General features: G+C 44.9%; 13 protein-coding genes. 9 read left to right on the forward strand and 4 right to left on the reverse strand.

The annotated features are described in order from the left end of the window. Positions 1 to 89: 89 nt before the first annotated feature. On the forward strand, positions 90 to 866 hold the full coding sequence (locus T488_RS0104445; RefSeq protein ID WP_013499110.1) for a helix-turn-helix domain-containing protein: 777 nt from the start codon (positions 90 to 92) through the stop codon (positions 864 to 866). Beyond that, positions 853 to 1,902, forward strand: coding sequence for a tyrosine-type recombinase/integrase (locus tag T488_RS0104450; RefSeq protein WP_028519757.1), 1,050 nt, complete (start codon positions 853 to 855; stop codon positions 1,900 to 1,902). The genes T488_RS0104445 and T488_RS0104450 overlap by 14 nt, the downstream gene beginning before the upstream one ends. A 44-nt stretch (positions 1,903 to 1,946) precedes the next feature. On the opposite strand, the gene T488_RS0104455 is transcribed toward T488_RS0104450, so the two are convergent. The 4 genes from T488_RS0104455 to rplM form a co-directional block, all read right to left on the reverse strand. After that, positions 1,947 to 3,140 (reverse strand): HNH endonuclease signature motif containing protein, encoded by a 1,194-nt coding sequence (locus T488_RS0104455; RefSeq protein ID WP_028519758.1) that lies wholly within the window; start codon positions 3,138 to 3,140, stop codon positions 1,947 to 1,949. Further along, complete coding sequence (locus T488_RS0104460) at positions 3,130 to 4,992, reverse strand: DNA adenine methylase (protein ID WP_028519759.1); 1,863 nt, start codon at positions 4,990 to 4,992, stop codon at positions 3,130 to 3,132. Before T488_RS0104460 ends, T488_RS0104455 begins: the two co-directional genes overlap by 11 nt. A gap of 236 nt (positions 4,993 to 5,228) precedes the next feature. Beyond that, positions 5,229 to 5,630: a 30S ribosomal protein S9 gene (gene rpsI / locus T488_RS0104465; RefSeq protein WP_028519760.1), complete on the reverse strand. Its 402-nt coding sequence runs from the start codon at positions 5,628 to 5,630 to the stop codon at positions 5,229 to 5,231. A gap of 16 nt (positions 5,631 to 5,646) precedes the next feature. Further along, the gene (rplM, locus tag T488_RS0104470; protein ID WP_028519761.1) at positions 5,647 to 6,075 is read right to left on the reverse strand and encodes a 50S ribosomal protein L13; all 429 of its coding nucleotides are present in this window, start codon (positions 6,073 to 6,075) and stop codon (positions 5,647 to 5,649) included. Between the two features lie 476 nt (positions 6,076 to 6,551). On the opposite strand from rplM, the gene T488_RS0104475 reads away from it, so the two are divergent. The 7 genes from T488_RS0104475 to nifU all read left to right on the forward strand — a co-directional run bounded on the left by T488_RS0104475 (position 6,552) and on the right by nifU (position 13,672). Next, on the forward strand, positions 6,552 to 8,588 hold the full coding sequence (locus tag T488_RS0104475; protein WP_028519762.1) for an endo-1,4-beta-xylanase: 2,037 nt from the start codon (positions 6,552 to 6,554) through the stop codon (positions 8,586 to 8,588). A 142-nt stretch (positions 8,589 to 8,730) separates the two neighbouring features. Beyond that, a complete protein-coding gene (locus T488_RS0104480; protein ID WP_028519763.1) occupies positions 8,731 to 9,402 on the forward strand; it encodes a hypothetical protein in 672 nt (223 codons plus the stop codon). Between the two features lie 90 nt (positions 9,403 to 9,492). After that, positions 9,493 to 10,938 carry a proline--tRNA ligase gene (proS, locus tag T488_RS0104485; protein WP_028519764.1) on the forward strand — a complete coding sequence of 482 codons (1,446 nt, stop codon included), beginning with the start codon at positions 9,493 to 9,495 and terminating at the stop codon, positions 10,936 to 10,938. A 211-nt stretch (positions 10,939 to 11,149) separates the two neighbouring features. After that, the gene (gene rnhA / locus T488_RS0104490) at positions 11,150 to 11,590 is read left to right on the forward strand and encodes a ribonuclease HI (RefSeq protein ID WP_028519765.1); all 441 of its coding nucleotides are present in this window, start codon (positions 11,150 to 11,152) and stop codon (positions 11,588 to 11,590) included. Positions 11,591 to 11,603: 13 nt separating this feature from the next. Continuing rightward, positions 11,604 to 12,797, forward strand: coding sequence for a cysteine desulfurase NifS (gene nifS / locus T488_RS0104495; RefSeq protein WP_028519766.1), 1,194 nt, complete (start codon positions 11,604 to 11,606; stop codon positions 12,795 to 12,797). Positions 12,798 to 12,821: 24 nt separating this feature from the next. Further along, positions 12,822 to 13,226 (forward strand): EF-Tu/IF-2/RF-3 family GTPase, encoded by a 405-nt coding sequence (locus T488_RS0104500; RefSeq protein WP_028519767.1) that lies wholly within the window; start codon positions 12,822 to 12,824, stop codon positions 13,224 to 13,226. 29 nt (positions 13,227 to 13,255) lie between these two features. Next, complete coding sequence (nifU, locus tag T488_RS0104505; protein ID WP_028519768.1) at positions 13,256 to 13,672, forward strand: Fe-S cluster assembly scaffold protein NifU; 417 nt, start codon at positions 13,256 to 13,258, stop codon at positions 13,670 to 13,672. Positions 13,673 to 13,693: the final 21 nt, after the last annotated feature.

Raw genomic sequence — 13,693 nt, forward strand, 5'->3', positions numbered from 1 at the left:
ATATAATTGTACCATACACTTCCAGACATTTCAATTGTCTTGATAAAAATAGTACATTAACAATTTATTCATAAATAGTGGAGGACAAAATGAAAACAGCAATAGATCAGGAGAAAACAAGAGAAAAGATAGTTGCTCTGCGTACTGAGCGTGGTTTGTCGCAGAATCAGCTTGCAGAAGCTCTCGGTGCTTCACGTACACATTACAACGGTATCGAACACGGCAAAGCTACAATAACAAATAGCTATATCAATATGCTTGCTGAGTTCTATGATGTGCCTGTCGAGGATATAGTTGTCTATGCGGACAGTTATGACGATGATTATTATGAAGCATTGCAGAAGTTCAATCACCTTATGGGAGACAGCTTTGATAGCCTGAAATCGCAGGCTGTACTGCTCGATACTGCGACATTCGTAGGCAAGCGTAACCAGAACGTGCTGTCAACGGTGCTTGCTAACCTCGGTTATACGCTGGAGATCAAGGCCTCACGTGATGTATGGAGCGATTACTTCATTCTTTCTCAGACGGACGAGGGACAGCCAGTGTATGATATGCCGCCTGAGTTGTTGCAGTTGTTCTCAGAGGGATATGTTATTGCTCTCAAAAAGGCAGGAAAGACAATGTGCTATATGTCTATAAGCGAATACCTGCAATTCGAGAACTATCTGATAATGACCGTCAAGGGCTTTACATCGTCCATAATCAGCGATTTTAAGAAGTTCACCGTCAACAAGGACGAACAGGAAGAAGCACCAATGCCCCTTGACGAGCTGAAAACTCAGATTGACCGCATTTCCGAGATCGTTGACACCTGCCGTGAGGTAGTACGGCTGAAGGAGGAGAAGCAGAATGAAGTTAGCTAACGGTGTTGGCACTGTCTACAAGCTGTCGGGCAACAGGCGTAATCCCTACATTGTCCGCAAGACAGTCGGCTGGGACATTGATACCGAAACAGGCAAGCGCAAACAACAGTACATCACTATCGGTTATGCTCCGACCAGGGCTAAAGGGCTTGAAATGCTCATGGACTACAATAAGAATCCCTATGACATTGAAGCGTCCAAAATCACCTTTGCCGAAGTCTTTGAGAAGTGGTCGGCGGAGAAGTTCCCCACGATCTCGGACAGCAACGCCAAAGCCTACAAAGCGTCATATAATACCTGTGAACCCCTCCACGACAGAGTGTTCAAGGATTTGAAGCTGACTGACTTGCAGGGTGTTGTAGACAACTGCGGTAAGAACTATCCGACGCTCCGCAAGCTGAAAGTGCTGTTCAGCCAGATGTATGAGTATGCCATGAAGTATGAGATCTGCATGAAAGACTACTCTGAGTATGTGGATATTATCAAGTTCAAGGACAAGAACCCGAACAAGACAGACCGTTCTCCTTTCAGTAAGGAAGAAATTGATGCTCTGTGGCTGCAGGAAAACAATCTCTACGCTCAGATCGTCCTGATGCTGATATACAGTGGAGTACGTGTGTCCGAGCTGCTTGATCTCAAGCGTGAGAATGTCAACATCGAGGAGCATTGCTTCAAGGTGGTGGAGAGCAAGACCGAAAGCGGTATCCGTGTTGTACCGATACACGACAGGACTTATCCGTTCTTCAAGAAGTGGTACGAGGACGGAAACGAGTATCTTCTTCATACTCCCGACGGCAAGCAATTCATCTACCGCAATTACTATGATTCCTACTGGACTCCTGTCATGGAGCTGATCGGCTGCTCCCACAAGCCCCACGATACCCGTCACACCTGCATCTCGATGATGACCGAGAAGGAGGTATCGCCTACGCTGATAAAGAAGATCGTCGGTCATTCGGGTGCAATGTCACTGACCGAGAAGGTTTATACGCACGTTAATGTGCAGGAGCTTTTGGAGGCTATTAATAAGATATAGGCAAAAAATCTCCCACCTATCAATATGGACGGTGGGAGATTACTTTATATAGCCTTGTTTCTTAAATCGAGATAATGCACAAATTGTTCTGTCATTATCTGTTCTGGTAATCGTCTATAAGTAGTAATGTTGCTTAAGAACGCTTCATTATCACTGCTTAATGCTTCGCTAAACATAATATTACCAGAATGAGTTATTGATATTATATTTTGATCAAATAGTTTGTGATGATTCTCACATAGCCACAAGCCGTTATCTCCGCTCGTAGCGTGCTGTAGCTTTTCTTCAAAAGAAATATGTCCTTGCCTTTTGATAAGAGCAACAGGCCAAATATGTGCACCTTGTATGATTTCAGGTATTTCGCAGCCACACATTGCACAATGCTTTTTACCAAGCCTGTTAAGCAAATTGTAGATATATCTCGGTGAACGAAGACTGTTGTTTTCCTCGAAAGCTTTCTTTTCCAATTGAAGGTCAGTTGGAATAACACGTATTACGCCCATGTTTTTTATTACGTTTAAAGATGCTTCAGGTAATTCTTTAAGGTCTTGTTCCAGTACCTCATAAAGCGTAATCCTTTGTTCTTTTTTTGCCAGCATAGATAGAGCATAGCATATTAAACTGGTTTCATACTTATTTGCACCATAGGTTTTTCCGTATATATCATAGTTCCTGACGGTACTTTTGGTAATGTATGTTGAATTGTTACTTTTGTTTTTGCCAGAATTGATTTTTCTGTTAAACATTATATCTTCTATTGAAGAAAATGGAACGATTTTATGCTGTAACACTTCATCATTCAAAAAATGAAAACCAATTGTTTTCATCAATCTATAAATGAGTATATGATAATCTGTTTCAGGATTGCCTTCAACACTTAGAAAATAATAGTATAATCGTTTGTTATCATATGTATTTGAGAAAAACATATTGAAAGCTGTTGGGACGCTTTGAACGCTTGAATTCCGTCCATTTATATCCTTTTCAGAAAAACTGATATACATTACATCATTCTTATAGTACAGTAGAGCCATTCTGCCTTTATTATATGTTGGCGGAAGGAAATCATCGGTATAGTCGTTATTCACATATTCATATGAGAAATTATCTAAATCTGTTATACGTTTGCAAACGTCTTTCAGGACCTCAGGAGTTACAGCATCGCCAAAGTAAACGTTGGTCTGTTTGGATTTTTGAAGGTTATTCTTGATAACAAAATGAGGAATGTCATACTTCATAATTAACTATTAGCACTTCCTTTCTGCGCGAGCCAGATATACCGATTATATCACCTAATTCAATTATATTATAGTGGTTACGATTTATCCAACTTACAAGATTATCATTTACTTTTCCTTTATGTTCAATAACATAGGATAACATAAAGGGTATGTTGTCTTCATTCAGCTTATTTAAGAACTCAAACATATCACGTTCAAGTTTATCATTCCACCCATTAAAGCCTCTTTTTCCGTCATTATAAGAGCCGGTTGTAAGCTTGTATGGCGGATCAAGGTATACAAAAGTATTGTTATCTATTTGGGGTAATAGATCGAAATATTGTCCTGTCTTGAAAATGTATTCATTTTCTTTAATTGCTCTTGAAAAACTAATCATCTTTTCAAGAACTTTATCATTAAACCATCGCATTCCAACAGGATTATTAAACTCATGACTTCCGTTAAAGCGTATCTGCTGCTGATAACCATAAAGGATAATAGTATATAGCAGTCGAGGATCACGTTTATCCTCTGGAAAAGAATTATAATAAGCACGGGCTGCTTGATATGCTTCTGCATTTGCTTTTTCAAGCCCAAATTTATTTGTTATTCTTTTAATGTATAATAAATATTGATATGTATCGTTCGTTTTGAACGATTCAACAAGCTCTGTAACAAAATGATTTATATCATTATAGATAATGGAATCAGCGCTGATGTTTATGCCTACATTAAATCCACCGCCAAAAGCGTCTATAAATTTCTTGTAACGGGCAGGAGCGTGTGAACGAATATCAGATACGATTTTAGACTTGCTTCCTATGTAATTTAAAGGGGATTCATATAAAACATCGGATTTGTCTTTTAGTTCAACAAAAAACAAGTATTCAAAATGCGCATTTGGATTGTTTGATTTCCAGTTCTGATACTTCTTATATGAAATCTTTTTACAAACATAAGTTTCAGACTTGCCATAACGTTTCATAGCAGCTTCAATGTATTCTTTGGACATGAAGCCGTCATTATTATAGCTTAATATAACATAACGTGCTTTAGTTTTGGCAAGTATTCTATCAAAAAGAATGTTTGCTTTATATTCTTTTGACCAATCAGAACGCATTGGTGCTGTGCTTCGAGAACCTGTGACAGTACTTATTGACGGATTATCATCCAAAACGAGTGTTTCCAATAAATGGTACTGCGTTCCGTACTGATTTTGCGTATATGGTGGATCTAAATACAAGATGTCACAATCAATAGTATCTATGATTTCTTCTATTTTAGAATTAAAAGTTGATAGCTTATGGCACTTATTTGTTTTGCTATCTACACGATCAAATACTATAGGCTTCAACGCACGTGCATCCCACTTCTTTAGGAAAGCACCGTACACACCAGCGGTATTTGATACATCAGAAACCGATTCGATTAAACAGGCAAGTAGATAATTATACTCATCATCAGTAATAAGTGAACTGTTTTTCCATTCTTCTATCTTTGAACGAAAAAAATCAATCCTCTCGGCATTTTCAGGCGTAAAATACATTCTTGATGATTCAGCAGGCGAATAGTTTTTATAAATAAACCCGTGAGCAACATCATTAGTGTTATTAAAATACTCAATTGGGTCGAAGCCTAATCTTGAAAATGAACAGTGCTGAGAACGTAATCTGCCACCTGTGTATACAACAGACCAGGTCAGATTGTCATTGATTATTATATTGTTATAGTACTCCTTAAAATAATCAGCAACAGAACCTGATCCGCAAAAAGCATCAAAGAAGGACAATTCTTTATTGATCAGTCCCTTATCAGATAATAACGAGTATATTTCTGATACTATCGATTCTTTATTTCCTAAATAACGCATTTAGACACTCCATATACACAAAACGAGCTTATAGCCTCATTATAACATATTTTAATTAAAAATACAACAGGTTAATAAATAAGGCATTCACCGCAAGGGCAAATGCCTTAAATTCTTGTTAGTTACCCGTTAGTTACGTGTTAGTTACCGTCCGAAATTCAACATATTTCAGATAAACCCAAACCGAACAAAACAGCGTAAATACGTGATTTTGAATACTCCCAACAGGGATAAAATTATCTCTTTGAGAACTGAGGAGCACGACGTGCAGCCTTGAGACCGTACTTCTTTCTCTCCTTCATTCTGGGGTCACGAGTGAGGAATCCGGCCTTCTTGAGAGTGGGGCGGAGCTCAGCATCGAACTCGAGAAGAGCTCTTGAGATACCGTGTCTGATAGCACCGGCCTGACCTGTAACGCCGCCGCCTGCAACTGTGCAGATAACGTCGAACTTCTCTACATTGTCAGTGAGTGCGAGGGGCTGACGAACGATGAGCTTGAGAGTCTCAAGACCGAAGTAATCGTCGATGCCTCTGCCGTTGATGGTTACATTACCTGAACCGGGGTAAATTCTGACTCTTGCTACGGAGTGCTTTCTTCTGCCTGTGCCGTAGTAGTATTTAACTTTTGATTCGTACATTTAAAAGCACCTCCTATTAAAGCTCGTAAGCAACAGGCTTCTGAGCCTCCTGCTTGTGATTAGCGTCCTTGTAGGTTCTGAGTCTCTTGAGCTGAGCTCTGCCGAGGCTGTTGTTGGGAAGCATTCCGTTAACAGCGATCATCATAGCTCTGTCAGCCTGCTCAGCCATCATGTCCTTGTAAGAAATGGACTTGAGTCCGCCGATCCAGCCTGTGTGCCAGTAGTACTTCTTCTGCTCCAGCTTTCTGCCTGTGAGAACAGCCTTAGCGCAGTTGATAACGATAACGTGATCTCCGCAGTCTACGTTGGGAGTGTAAGTGGGCTTGTGCTTGCCTCTGAGGATGTGAGCAGCCTTGGCAGCAACTCTACCCAGCGGCTTACCCTCGGCGTCGAGGATATACCATGTACGGCTTACTTCAGCCGGTTTTGTCAGTGTAGTTGACATAAATTTTTCCTCCTGTAAAATATTTTCAGAACGGAAAGCGAGTACGGAAACAAGAGGCAGAACCTCTGACAACGGTCGGAAGCCGCTGCCTCTTGCTTCCCGAAAAAACGCCATTACCGTTTGCAGTGCAAGAATTATTATACACGATATAGAAGGTAATGTCAAGGCTTTTTCTGAGATTTTTTTAATATATACCCTGTTTTCTCTTGCAATCGCTCTGTTTTTCTCTCAATCTCTCCGTTTCTCGTGTTTCATTTCAGTTTTGCGAAGTAGAAAAAAGGGGAGGTTTCCCCTCGAATTATATGCACTTTTTCCATAGGGTCGCAGCAGTCATTTATTGCTGAAACTGACCGTTTTTGTATGGAATAGCACAGCTGTCTTGCCAATTATTGCTCATTATACCGTGGTCTCATTGACTTATTTGTGCAATTGTGCTACAATGAAGATACAAAAATTTATTTTTGGAGGAATTTACTATGAAAGGAAAAAACATCAACAAGGTTGTTGCAGGTGTTATGGGTGCAGCTATAGCATTTTCTTCAACAGCCTCAGCTGTATACGCGGTAGCACCCGCAAATGTACAGCTGACAAACGCAAAGGTATCTGCATCAGCAGAGGGCGAAGTCGTATATGAACTCGGCTTTGAGAGCGAGGATGACCTTGCTAACTGGTCCAACCGCGGCGGAGACGATACCACAAAGGTCTCTATTTCGGCAGATGCTGCAAAGAGCGGCAAGAGCGGACTTCTTGCAAGCGGCAGATCCGAGAGCTGGAACGGTCCCGCATTCCGTCTTGACGGAGTTCTTGAGCCCAATACTCAGTATTATCTCAGCGCTTCTGTCAAGGGCAAGTACTACACAAGCGCAATGCTGAGCTTCCAGTCTTCAGCAGACGGAGTTACATCCTATTCCAACCTGGTACAGAACCTCAACGGCAGCGACTGGATGAGCGTCAAGGACGTTCCGATCAGCTACAGCGACGGCATGGAGGGAGTATACGTTTACTTCGAGGGCGGCTCTGATGATCTTTATGTTGACGATTTCAAGATCGTAAAGGCTCCCCATATCGATATTGAGAAGGATCTTCCCTCACTCAGCGAGCTGTACAAGGACAAGTTCAAGATCGGTACTGCTCTTACTCCCGAGGATCTGGCTTCACAGCCCTTTATGGACCTTGTTCAGAAGCACTTCGGCGAGAGCATCACAGTGGGCAACCAGATGAAGCCCGACTATGTTCTCAACAAGGACGCTACACTTAAATATTTTGAAGAGACAGGCGACGATGAGACTCCTCAGATCAGCTTTGCACAGGCTAAGCCCGTTCTCAACTATGCAAGAAAATACGGTATCCCTGTAAGAGTCCACACACTTGTATGGCACAGCCAGACTCCTGAGTGGTTCTTCAAGGAGGACTTTGACGAAAAGAAGGATTACGTTTCACCTGAAAAGATGACAAAGCGTATGGAGAACTACATCAAGAGCTATTTCGAGACTCTTACAGCTCTCTATCCTGATATTGACTTCTATGCCTGCGACGTTGTAAACGAGGCATGGCAGAACGACGGTACTCCCCGTAAGCCCGGCCACTGCGGTCAGTCCAACAACTATGAGGCTTCCGACTGGGTAGCTGTTTACGGCGACAACTCATTCATCGACTACGCATTCAAGTTCGCAAGACAGTATGCTCCCGAGGGCTGTAAGCTCTATTACAACGACTTCAACGAGTATATGGACAAGAAGAAGGCTATCTGCGAAATGGCAGAGAGACTCAAGGCAGCAGGCAACATCGACGGTATCGGTATGCAGTCTCACCTTGACGTAAGACAGAGCATGGATGCTGCTTTCCCATCACTGGGTATGTATGAGAGCGCTCTCAAGGATTATACTTCATTAGGCCTTGATGTTCAGATCACAGAGCTTGACGTTACTGTTCAGGAGAACTCAGGCGACAAGTACTTCGACGTACAGGCTCAGTACTACAAGGGTCTCTTCGATCTCTATGAGAAGTACAGCGACAAGCTTTCAGCTGTTATCTTCTGGGGCGTTACAGATCCCAAGAGCTGGAGAAAGACACAGAATCCTCTTATCTTCGACGGCGACTTCAAGGCTAAGCCCGCTTTCACTTCCATCGTTGGAAGCAGAACAGCTGCTGATCCTGTAAGAACAACTATTGCAGGCGGCGAAGTAAAGACTACTACCACAACCACCACAACAACAGAAACCACAACTACTACATCAACTACCACTCCCCAGGGTGGAATTCTTGAGATATTATGGGGCGATACCAACTGCGACGACAAGGTCGAGCTGGCTGACGCTATCCTCATCATGCAGGCACTTGCCAACCCCGACAAGTACGGCGAGAAGGGTACTGCTGAAAAGCACCTTACCTCACAGGGCAAGATGAACGGCGATGTTGACGATTCCACCGAAGGTCTGACACCCAACGATGCTCTCTTCATTCAGGAGTATCTCCTCCATACCAGAGAGTCTCTCATACCTTCCAAAAAGTAAAAAACTACAGGCTGCACGGCTTTGCCGTGCAGCTTTTTTTTACGCTATATTGACTTATTCTCCGTTATGTGATATGATATTTCTATGATATTGCCCCGCTATCGGGCACTATACTTACGAATAACTATCAAGGAGTGTTTTTATGAGTCTTTTCAGCAGAAATCAAGGCTACACAGCAAAGCCTGCATCACCGGCCGCAGCAATCATCGTTTTCGGAATTATCTTCGCAATATCACTGTTTTTCGGCATCAGCGGTCTTATGGGAGACAGCCGCAGTCTGGATCAGGCGTTTGAGATCGGTCTGGACAAGGATACCGTTGTAAGCGGCGTTCCGTCCTATGGAGCTCCACAGCCCAATCTTGACTATGAGCACGGCATAAACTCGGTAACTATCGGACATGAGTACTACTACATGATTATGGACGAGTCTCAGGACAATGTACTTCTTGTCCGCGCCGATAAGGACTTCGGTGACAATTTCGACAGCGAAAGCTTTGAAAACGTGAAGGGAGCCTCCGTAAAGGGAAAGGTAAGGACTGCCTCAAATGATGTAACAGCAAAGTTCAGCGATCTCACCACCATTCTGAACCCCACACTCATGTATATCGACACCACCTATAAGAGCCGGAGCATAAAGTGGTTCATCATTGCAGCTATCAATCTGCTCCTTGTTGCAACAGTTGTCCTGAACTGTGTTATAAAGGGCAGAAACGGCGGCTCAGCCGGAGTTGTGGGCGGTCTCATAGGCTTCGTGGATCTGGCAGGAATGCTTGTGGCAGGCTATCTGCTCATCTACAATATCCTTCTGAACTGAGCGGATAAGCCTTTTTTGCATTGACAACAGGCATAATAAATGATATAATAAATATATCTATCTAAAATATAACAGAAAGAGGTCATATATATGGCAAAAGATAAAAAGCTGGTATCTGAGATAACCTCAATGGACGAGGATTTCGCTCAGTGGTATACCGACATCTGCAAGAAGGCAGAGCTTATTGAATATACAAGCGTCAAGGGCTGTATGGTAATACGCCCCTACGGCTATGCTATATGGGAGAATATGCAGCATATCCTTGATACTACCTTCAAGGAAACCGGCCATGAGAATGTATGTATGCCTATGTTCATTCCCGAGAGCCTTCTCCAGAAGGAAAAGGACCACGTTGAGGGCTTTGCTCCCGAGGTTGCATGGGTAACTTACGGCGGCAACGAAAAGCTTGAGGACAGGCTCTGTGTACGTCCTACATCAGAGACCCTTTTCTGCGAGCATTACGCTAATATCGTTCACTCCTACCGCGACCTTCCCAAGCTGTACAACCAGTGGGTAAGCGTTGTTCGCTGGGAGAAGACCACACGTCCCTTCCTCCGTTCAAGAGAGTTCCTCTGGCAGGAGGGTCACACCATACACGCTACAGCTGAGGAGGCTATTGAGGAGACAGAGCGTATGCTGAACGTATATGCGGATTTCTGCGAGAAGTCCCTTGCTATGCCTGTTATAAAGGGCAAGAAGACAGAGAGCGATAAGTTCGCAGGAGCTGTTTCCACATATGCTATCGAGGCTCTTATGCACGACGGTAAGGCACTTCAGGCAGGTACCTCACACTACTTCGGCGACGGCTTCGCAAAGGCTTTCGGCATTGAGTATACAGACAAGGAAAACAAGAGAGTCAATCCCCACCAGACCAGCTGGGGCGTTACAACACGTCTTATCGGTGCAGTCATCATGACTCACGGTGATAACAGCGGTCTTGTTCTTCCTCCCGCAGTTGCTCCTGTACAGGCAGTTATCGTGCCTATCGCCCAGCACAAGGAGGGCGTTCTTGACAAGGCAGGCGAGCTCTTCAACGAGCTCAAGGCAGCAGGTATCAGAGTAAAGCTTGACGACAGCGAGAACTCACCCGGCTGGAAGTTCGCAGAATACGAGATGAAGGGCGTACCTGTACGTATTGAGATAGGTCCCCGTGATATAGAGGAAAATCAGTGCGTTGTCGCTATCCGTTACAGCGGCGAGAAGAAAACAGTAGCACTGGGCGACCTTGCAACATATGTAAAGGCTCTCCTTGAAAAGGAGATACCCGAGGGTATGTTCAACAAGGCTGCTGAGAACCGCGCAAACAGAACATATGCCTGCACAACTATTGACGAGATAAACAAGGCTCTTGAGGAGCACGGCGACGGCTTCGTAAAGGCAATGTGGTGCGGCGACGAGGCTTGTGAGGACGAGATAAAGGAAAAGACAGGCGTCGGCTCAAGATGTATCCCCTTCGAGCAGGAGAAACTCAGCGACAAGTGCGTCTGCTGCGGCAAGCCTGCAAAGTGCATGGTATACTGGGGCAAGGCATATTGATCGCCCCATAGCTTAACGCGATACACAGAAATAGTGCCCCTAAGTTTTCAGATGACGGCTTAGGGGCATCGTATTAAAGACTGTCAGCAGACAGATGTCAAAATAGTTTGCTTATACAAACATAAAACAGGTTTACTTCAGGTAACACCTACCCATTTTGTATATATAATATGTTATAATCAATTGACTTAGGTTTTCAGAGGTGAGACTTATCAAAACAGTTGAGATCTTCACAGACGGCGCCTGCAGCGGCAATCCCGGTCCCGGCGGATACGGTGTTGTGCTCCGCTATAACGGCGTGGAAAAGGAGCTTTCCGGCGGCGACAGCGCCACCACCAACAACAGAATGGAGCTCCTGGGCGTTATTACGGGACTTTCCGCACTCAAGGAGCCATGTAAGGTGATACTTACCACCGACAGCAAGTATGTGGTGGACAGCGTCACAAAGGGCTGGGTATACGGCTGGAAGAAAAAGGGCTGGATAAAATCCGACAAGAAGCCCGCACTCAATGTAGACCTCTGGGAGCAGCTCCTGCCTCTGCTGGAAAAGCATGAGGTGACCTTCAACTGGGTCAAGGGACACGCAGGTCATCCCGAAAATGAACGCTGCGACAGGCTTGCCGTGGAGCAGCGCGATATATATGCAAAATAGGAGGAATCTACCAATGGAAGAGAAAAGGTTCATATATGCCGATAATGCGGCAACTACGGCGGTATCAGAGGAAGTCCTCAACGCCATGCTGCCCTATTTCCGTACAGCCTACGGAAATGCTTCCAGTATATACAAGCTGGGACGTGACGCCCAGCGCGATGTTGAGATAGCCCGTGAAAAGGTGGCAAAGGCTCTCGGCGCAGAGCCAAGAGAGATATTCTTTACAAGCTGCGGCTCGGAGTCGGACAACTGGGCTATAAAGGGAACTGCCGAGATGATGGCGAAAAGAGGCAAGAAACACATCGTTACCTCTGTTTTCGAGCATCACGCAGTGCTCCACACCTGCGAATACCTTGAAAAGCAGGGCTTTGAGGTGACTTATGTCCCCGTAAGCGACAAGGGTCTCATCGACCCCGAGGACGTAAGAAAGGCTATCCGCGAGGATACAGCACTGGTCACCATAATGTACGCAAACAACGAGATAGGCACTATCCAGCCTATCGATGAGATAGCTGCAATATGCAAGGAAAAGAAGGTTCTTTTCCACACCGACGCCGTTCAGGCTGTTGGTCATGTTGAGATAGACGTCCACAAGCAGGGCATTGATATGCTTTCGCTGTCGGGACACAAGATACACGCTCAGAAGGGCATAGGTGTCCTCTATATCCGTAAGGGCATAACCCTTCCCAACCTTATCCACGGCGGCGGACAGGAACGCGGAAAACGCGCAGGTACAGAGAATGTTCCCGCTATCGTGGGACTGGGCGTGGCAATTGAAGCTGCCACACGCAATATTGCCGAAAAGGCAGCTATCATAACTCCAAGAAGAAACCGCCTCATCGACGAGCTTCTGAAGATACCCTATACACGCCTTAACGGCGACAGGGACAAGCGCCTCCCGGGAAATCTCAATATTTCCTTCGAGGGTCTTGAGGGAGAGTCGCTCCTGCTCATGCTTGACCTCAACGGTATCTGCGGTTCATCGGGCTCAGCCTGCACATCGGGTTCACTTGACCCCTCGCACGTTCTGCTCTCAATCGGTCTGGTACACGCCGTTGCTCACGGCTCACTGAGACTTTCCATAGAGGAGGACGTCACCGACGAGGATGTGGACTATATCCTCGAGGTCATTCCAAAGGTAGTGGACAGGCTGCGTTCTATGTCACCCGTGTGGGAGCGCATGATGAAAGGCGAGAAATACGAATAAATAATAACAACGGGGTGTAAGATTATGGGTATATTTGATAATTTAAAGGACAAGCTCCTCAACAGGGAGCCAAAGAACCATGAATTTCTTACAGACGATGAAAGGGAGCTCCGCGAGTATGAGGAGTACTATACTCCTCAGTCGGGAGTTGCCGACGGTACCTATGCCGAGTTTGTGGTGAGCGATGTGTTCACTGTAAGCGGCAGGGGAACTGTTGCGGTGGGGACCGTAACAGGCGGAGTTTTCAGTGTCGGGGACAAAGTAATCATCGTCCGCGGCAGAGAGAACGAGATATATTCCGAGATAATAGGCATAGAGCAGTTCCGCAAGGTCTGCAATACCGTCTCGGAGGGTGCAAATGCTGCCTTTATGCTGAAGGACGTGGACAGAAAGCAGATAGGCAGGAATGACATCATCAAGAAGCAGTAGGCTTCAATATTTGCAAAGGAGTAATTGCTATGTTATACAGTGAAAAGGTAATGGATCATTTCTCAAACCCGAGAAATGTGGGCGAGATCGAGGACGCTGACGGCGTAGGAGAGATCGGAAACGCAAAGTGCGGCGACATCATGAAGATGTACCTGAAAATAGACAACGGCATCATCACAGACGCAAAGTTCAAGACCTTTGGCTGCGGTGCGGCAGTTGCCACATCTTCAATGGCGACTGAGCTCATCAAGGGCAAGTCCATAGACGATGCGCTGAAGCTGACAAATCAGGCTGTTGTGGAGGCTCTTGACGGACTTCCCGCAGTAAAGATACACTGCTCAGTACTGGCGGAGCAGGCAGTAAGGTCTGCACTTTCCGACTATTACACAAGACAGGGAATTGATCCCCTCCCCATCGTAGGCGAGATCAAGGAGCCCGAGGAATAAAAAGTTTTGCCCCTTAGTGTT

Source organism: Ruminococcus flavefaciens ND2009 (assembly GCF_000621785.1).
Classification (GTDB): Bacteria; Bacillota; Clostridia; order Oscillospirales; family Ruminococcaceae; genus Ruminococcus; species Ruminococcus flavefaciens_C.

Coding starts and splice junctions, on each gene's coding strand:
- T488_RS0104445 (WP_013499110.1), top strand. CDS start 90: ATGAAAACAGCAATAGATCAGGAGAAAACAAGAGAAAAGATAGTTGCT.
- T488_RS0104450 (WP_028519757.1), top strand. CDS start 853: ATGAAGTTAGCTAACGGTGTTGGCACTGTCTACAAGCTGTCGGGCAAC.
- T488_RS0104455 (WP_028519758.1), bottom strand. CDS start 3,140: ATGAAGTATGACATTCCTCATTTTGTTATCAAGAATAACCTTCAAAAA.
- T488_RS0104460 (WP_028519759.1), bottom strand. CDS start 4,992: ATGCGTTATTTAGGAAATAAAGAATCGATAGTATCAGAAATATACTCG.
- rpsI (WP_028519760.1), bottom strand. CDS start 5,630: ATGTACGAATCAAAAGTTAAATACTACTACGGCACAGGCAGAAGAAAG.
- rplM (WP_028519761.1), bottom strand. CDS start 6,075: ATGTCAACTACACTGACAAAACCGGCTGAAGTAAGCCGTACATGGTAT.
- T488_RS0104475 (WP_028519762.1), top strand. CDS start 6,552: ATGAAAGGAAAAAACATCAACAAGGTTGTTGCAGGTGTTATGGGTGCA.
- T488_RS0104480 (WP_028519763.1), top strand. CDS start 8,731: ATGAGTCTTTTCAGCAGAAATCAAGGCTACACAGCAAAGCCTGCATCA.
- proS (WP_028519764.1), top strand. CDS start 9,493: ATGGCAAAAGATAAAAAGCTGGTATCTGAGATAACCTCAATGGACGAG.
- nifS (WP_028519766.1), top strand. CDS start 11,604: ATGGAAGAGAAAAGGTTCATATATGCCGATAATGCGGCAACTACGGCG.
- T488_RS0104500 (WP_028519767.1), top strand. CDS start 12,822: ATGGGTATATTTGATAATTTAAAGGACAAGCTCCTCAACAGGGAGCCA.
- nifU (WP_028519768.1), top strand. CDS start 13,256: ATGTTATACAGTGAAAAGGTAATGGATCATTTCTCAAACCCGAGAAAT.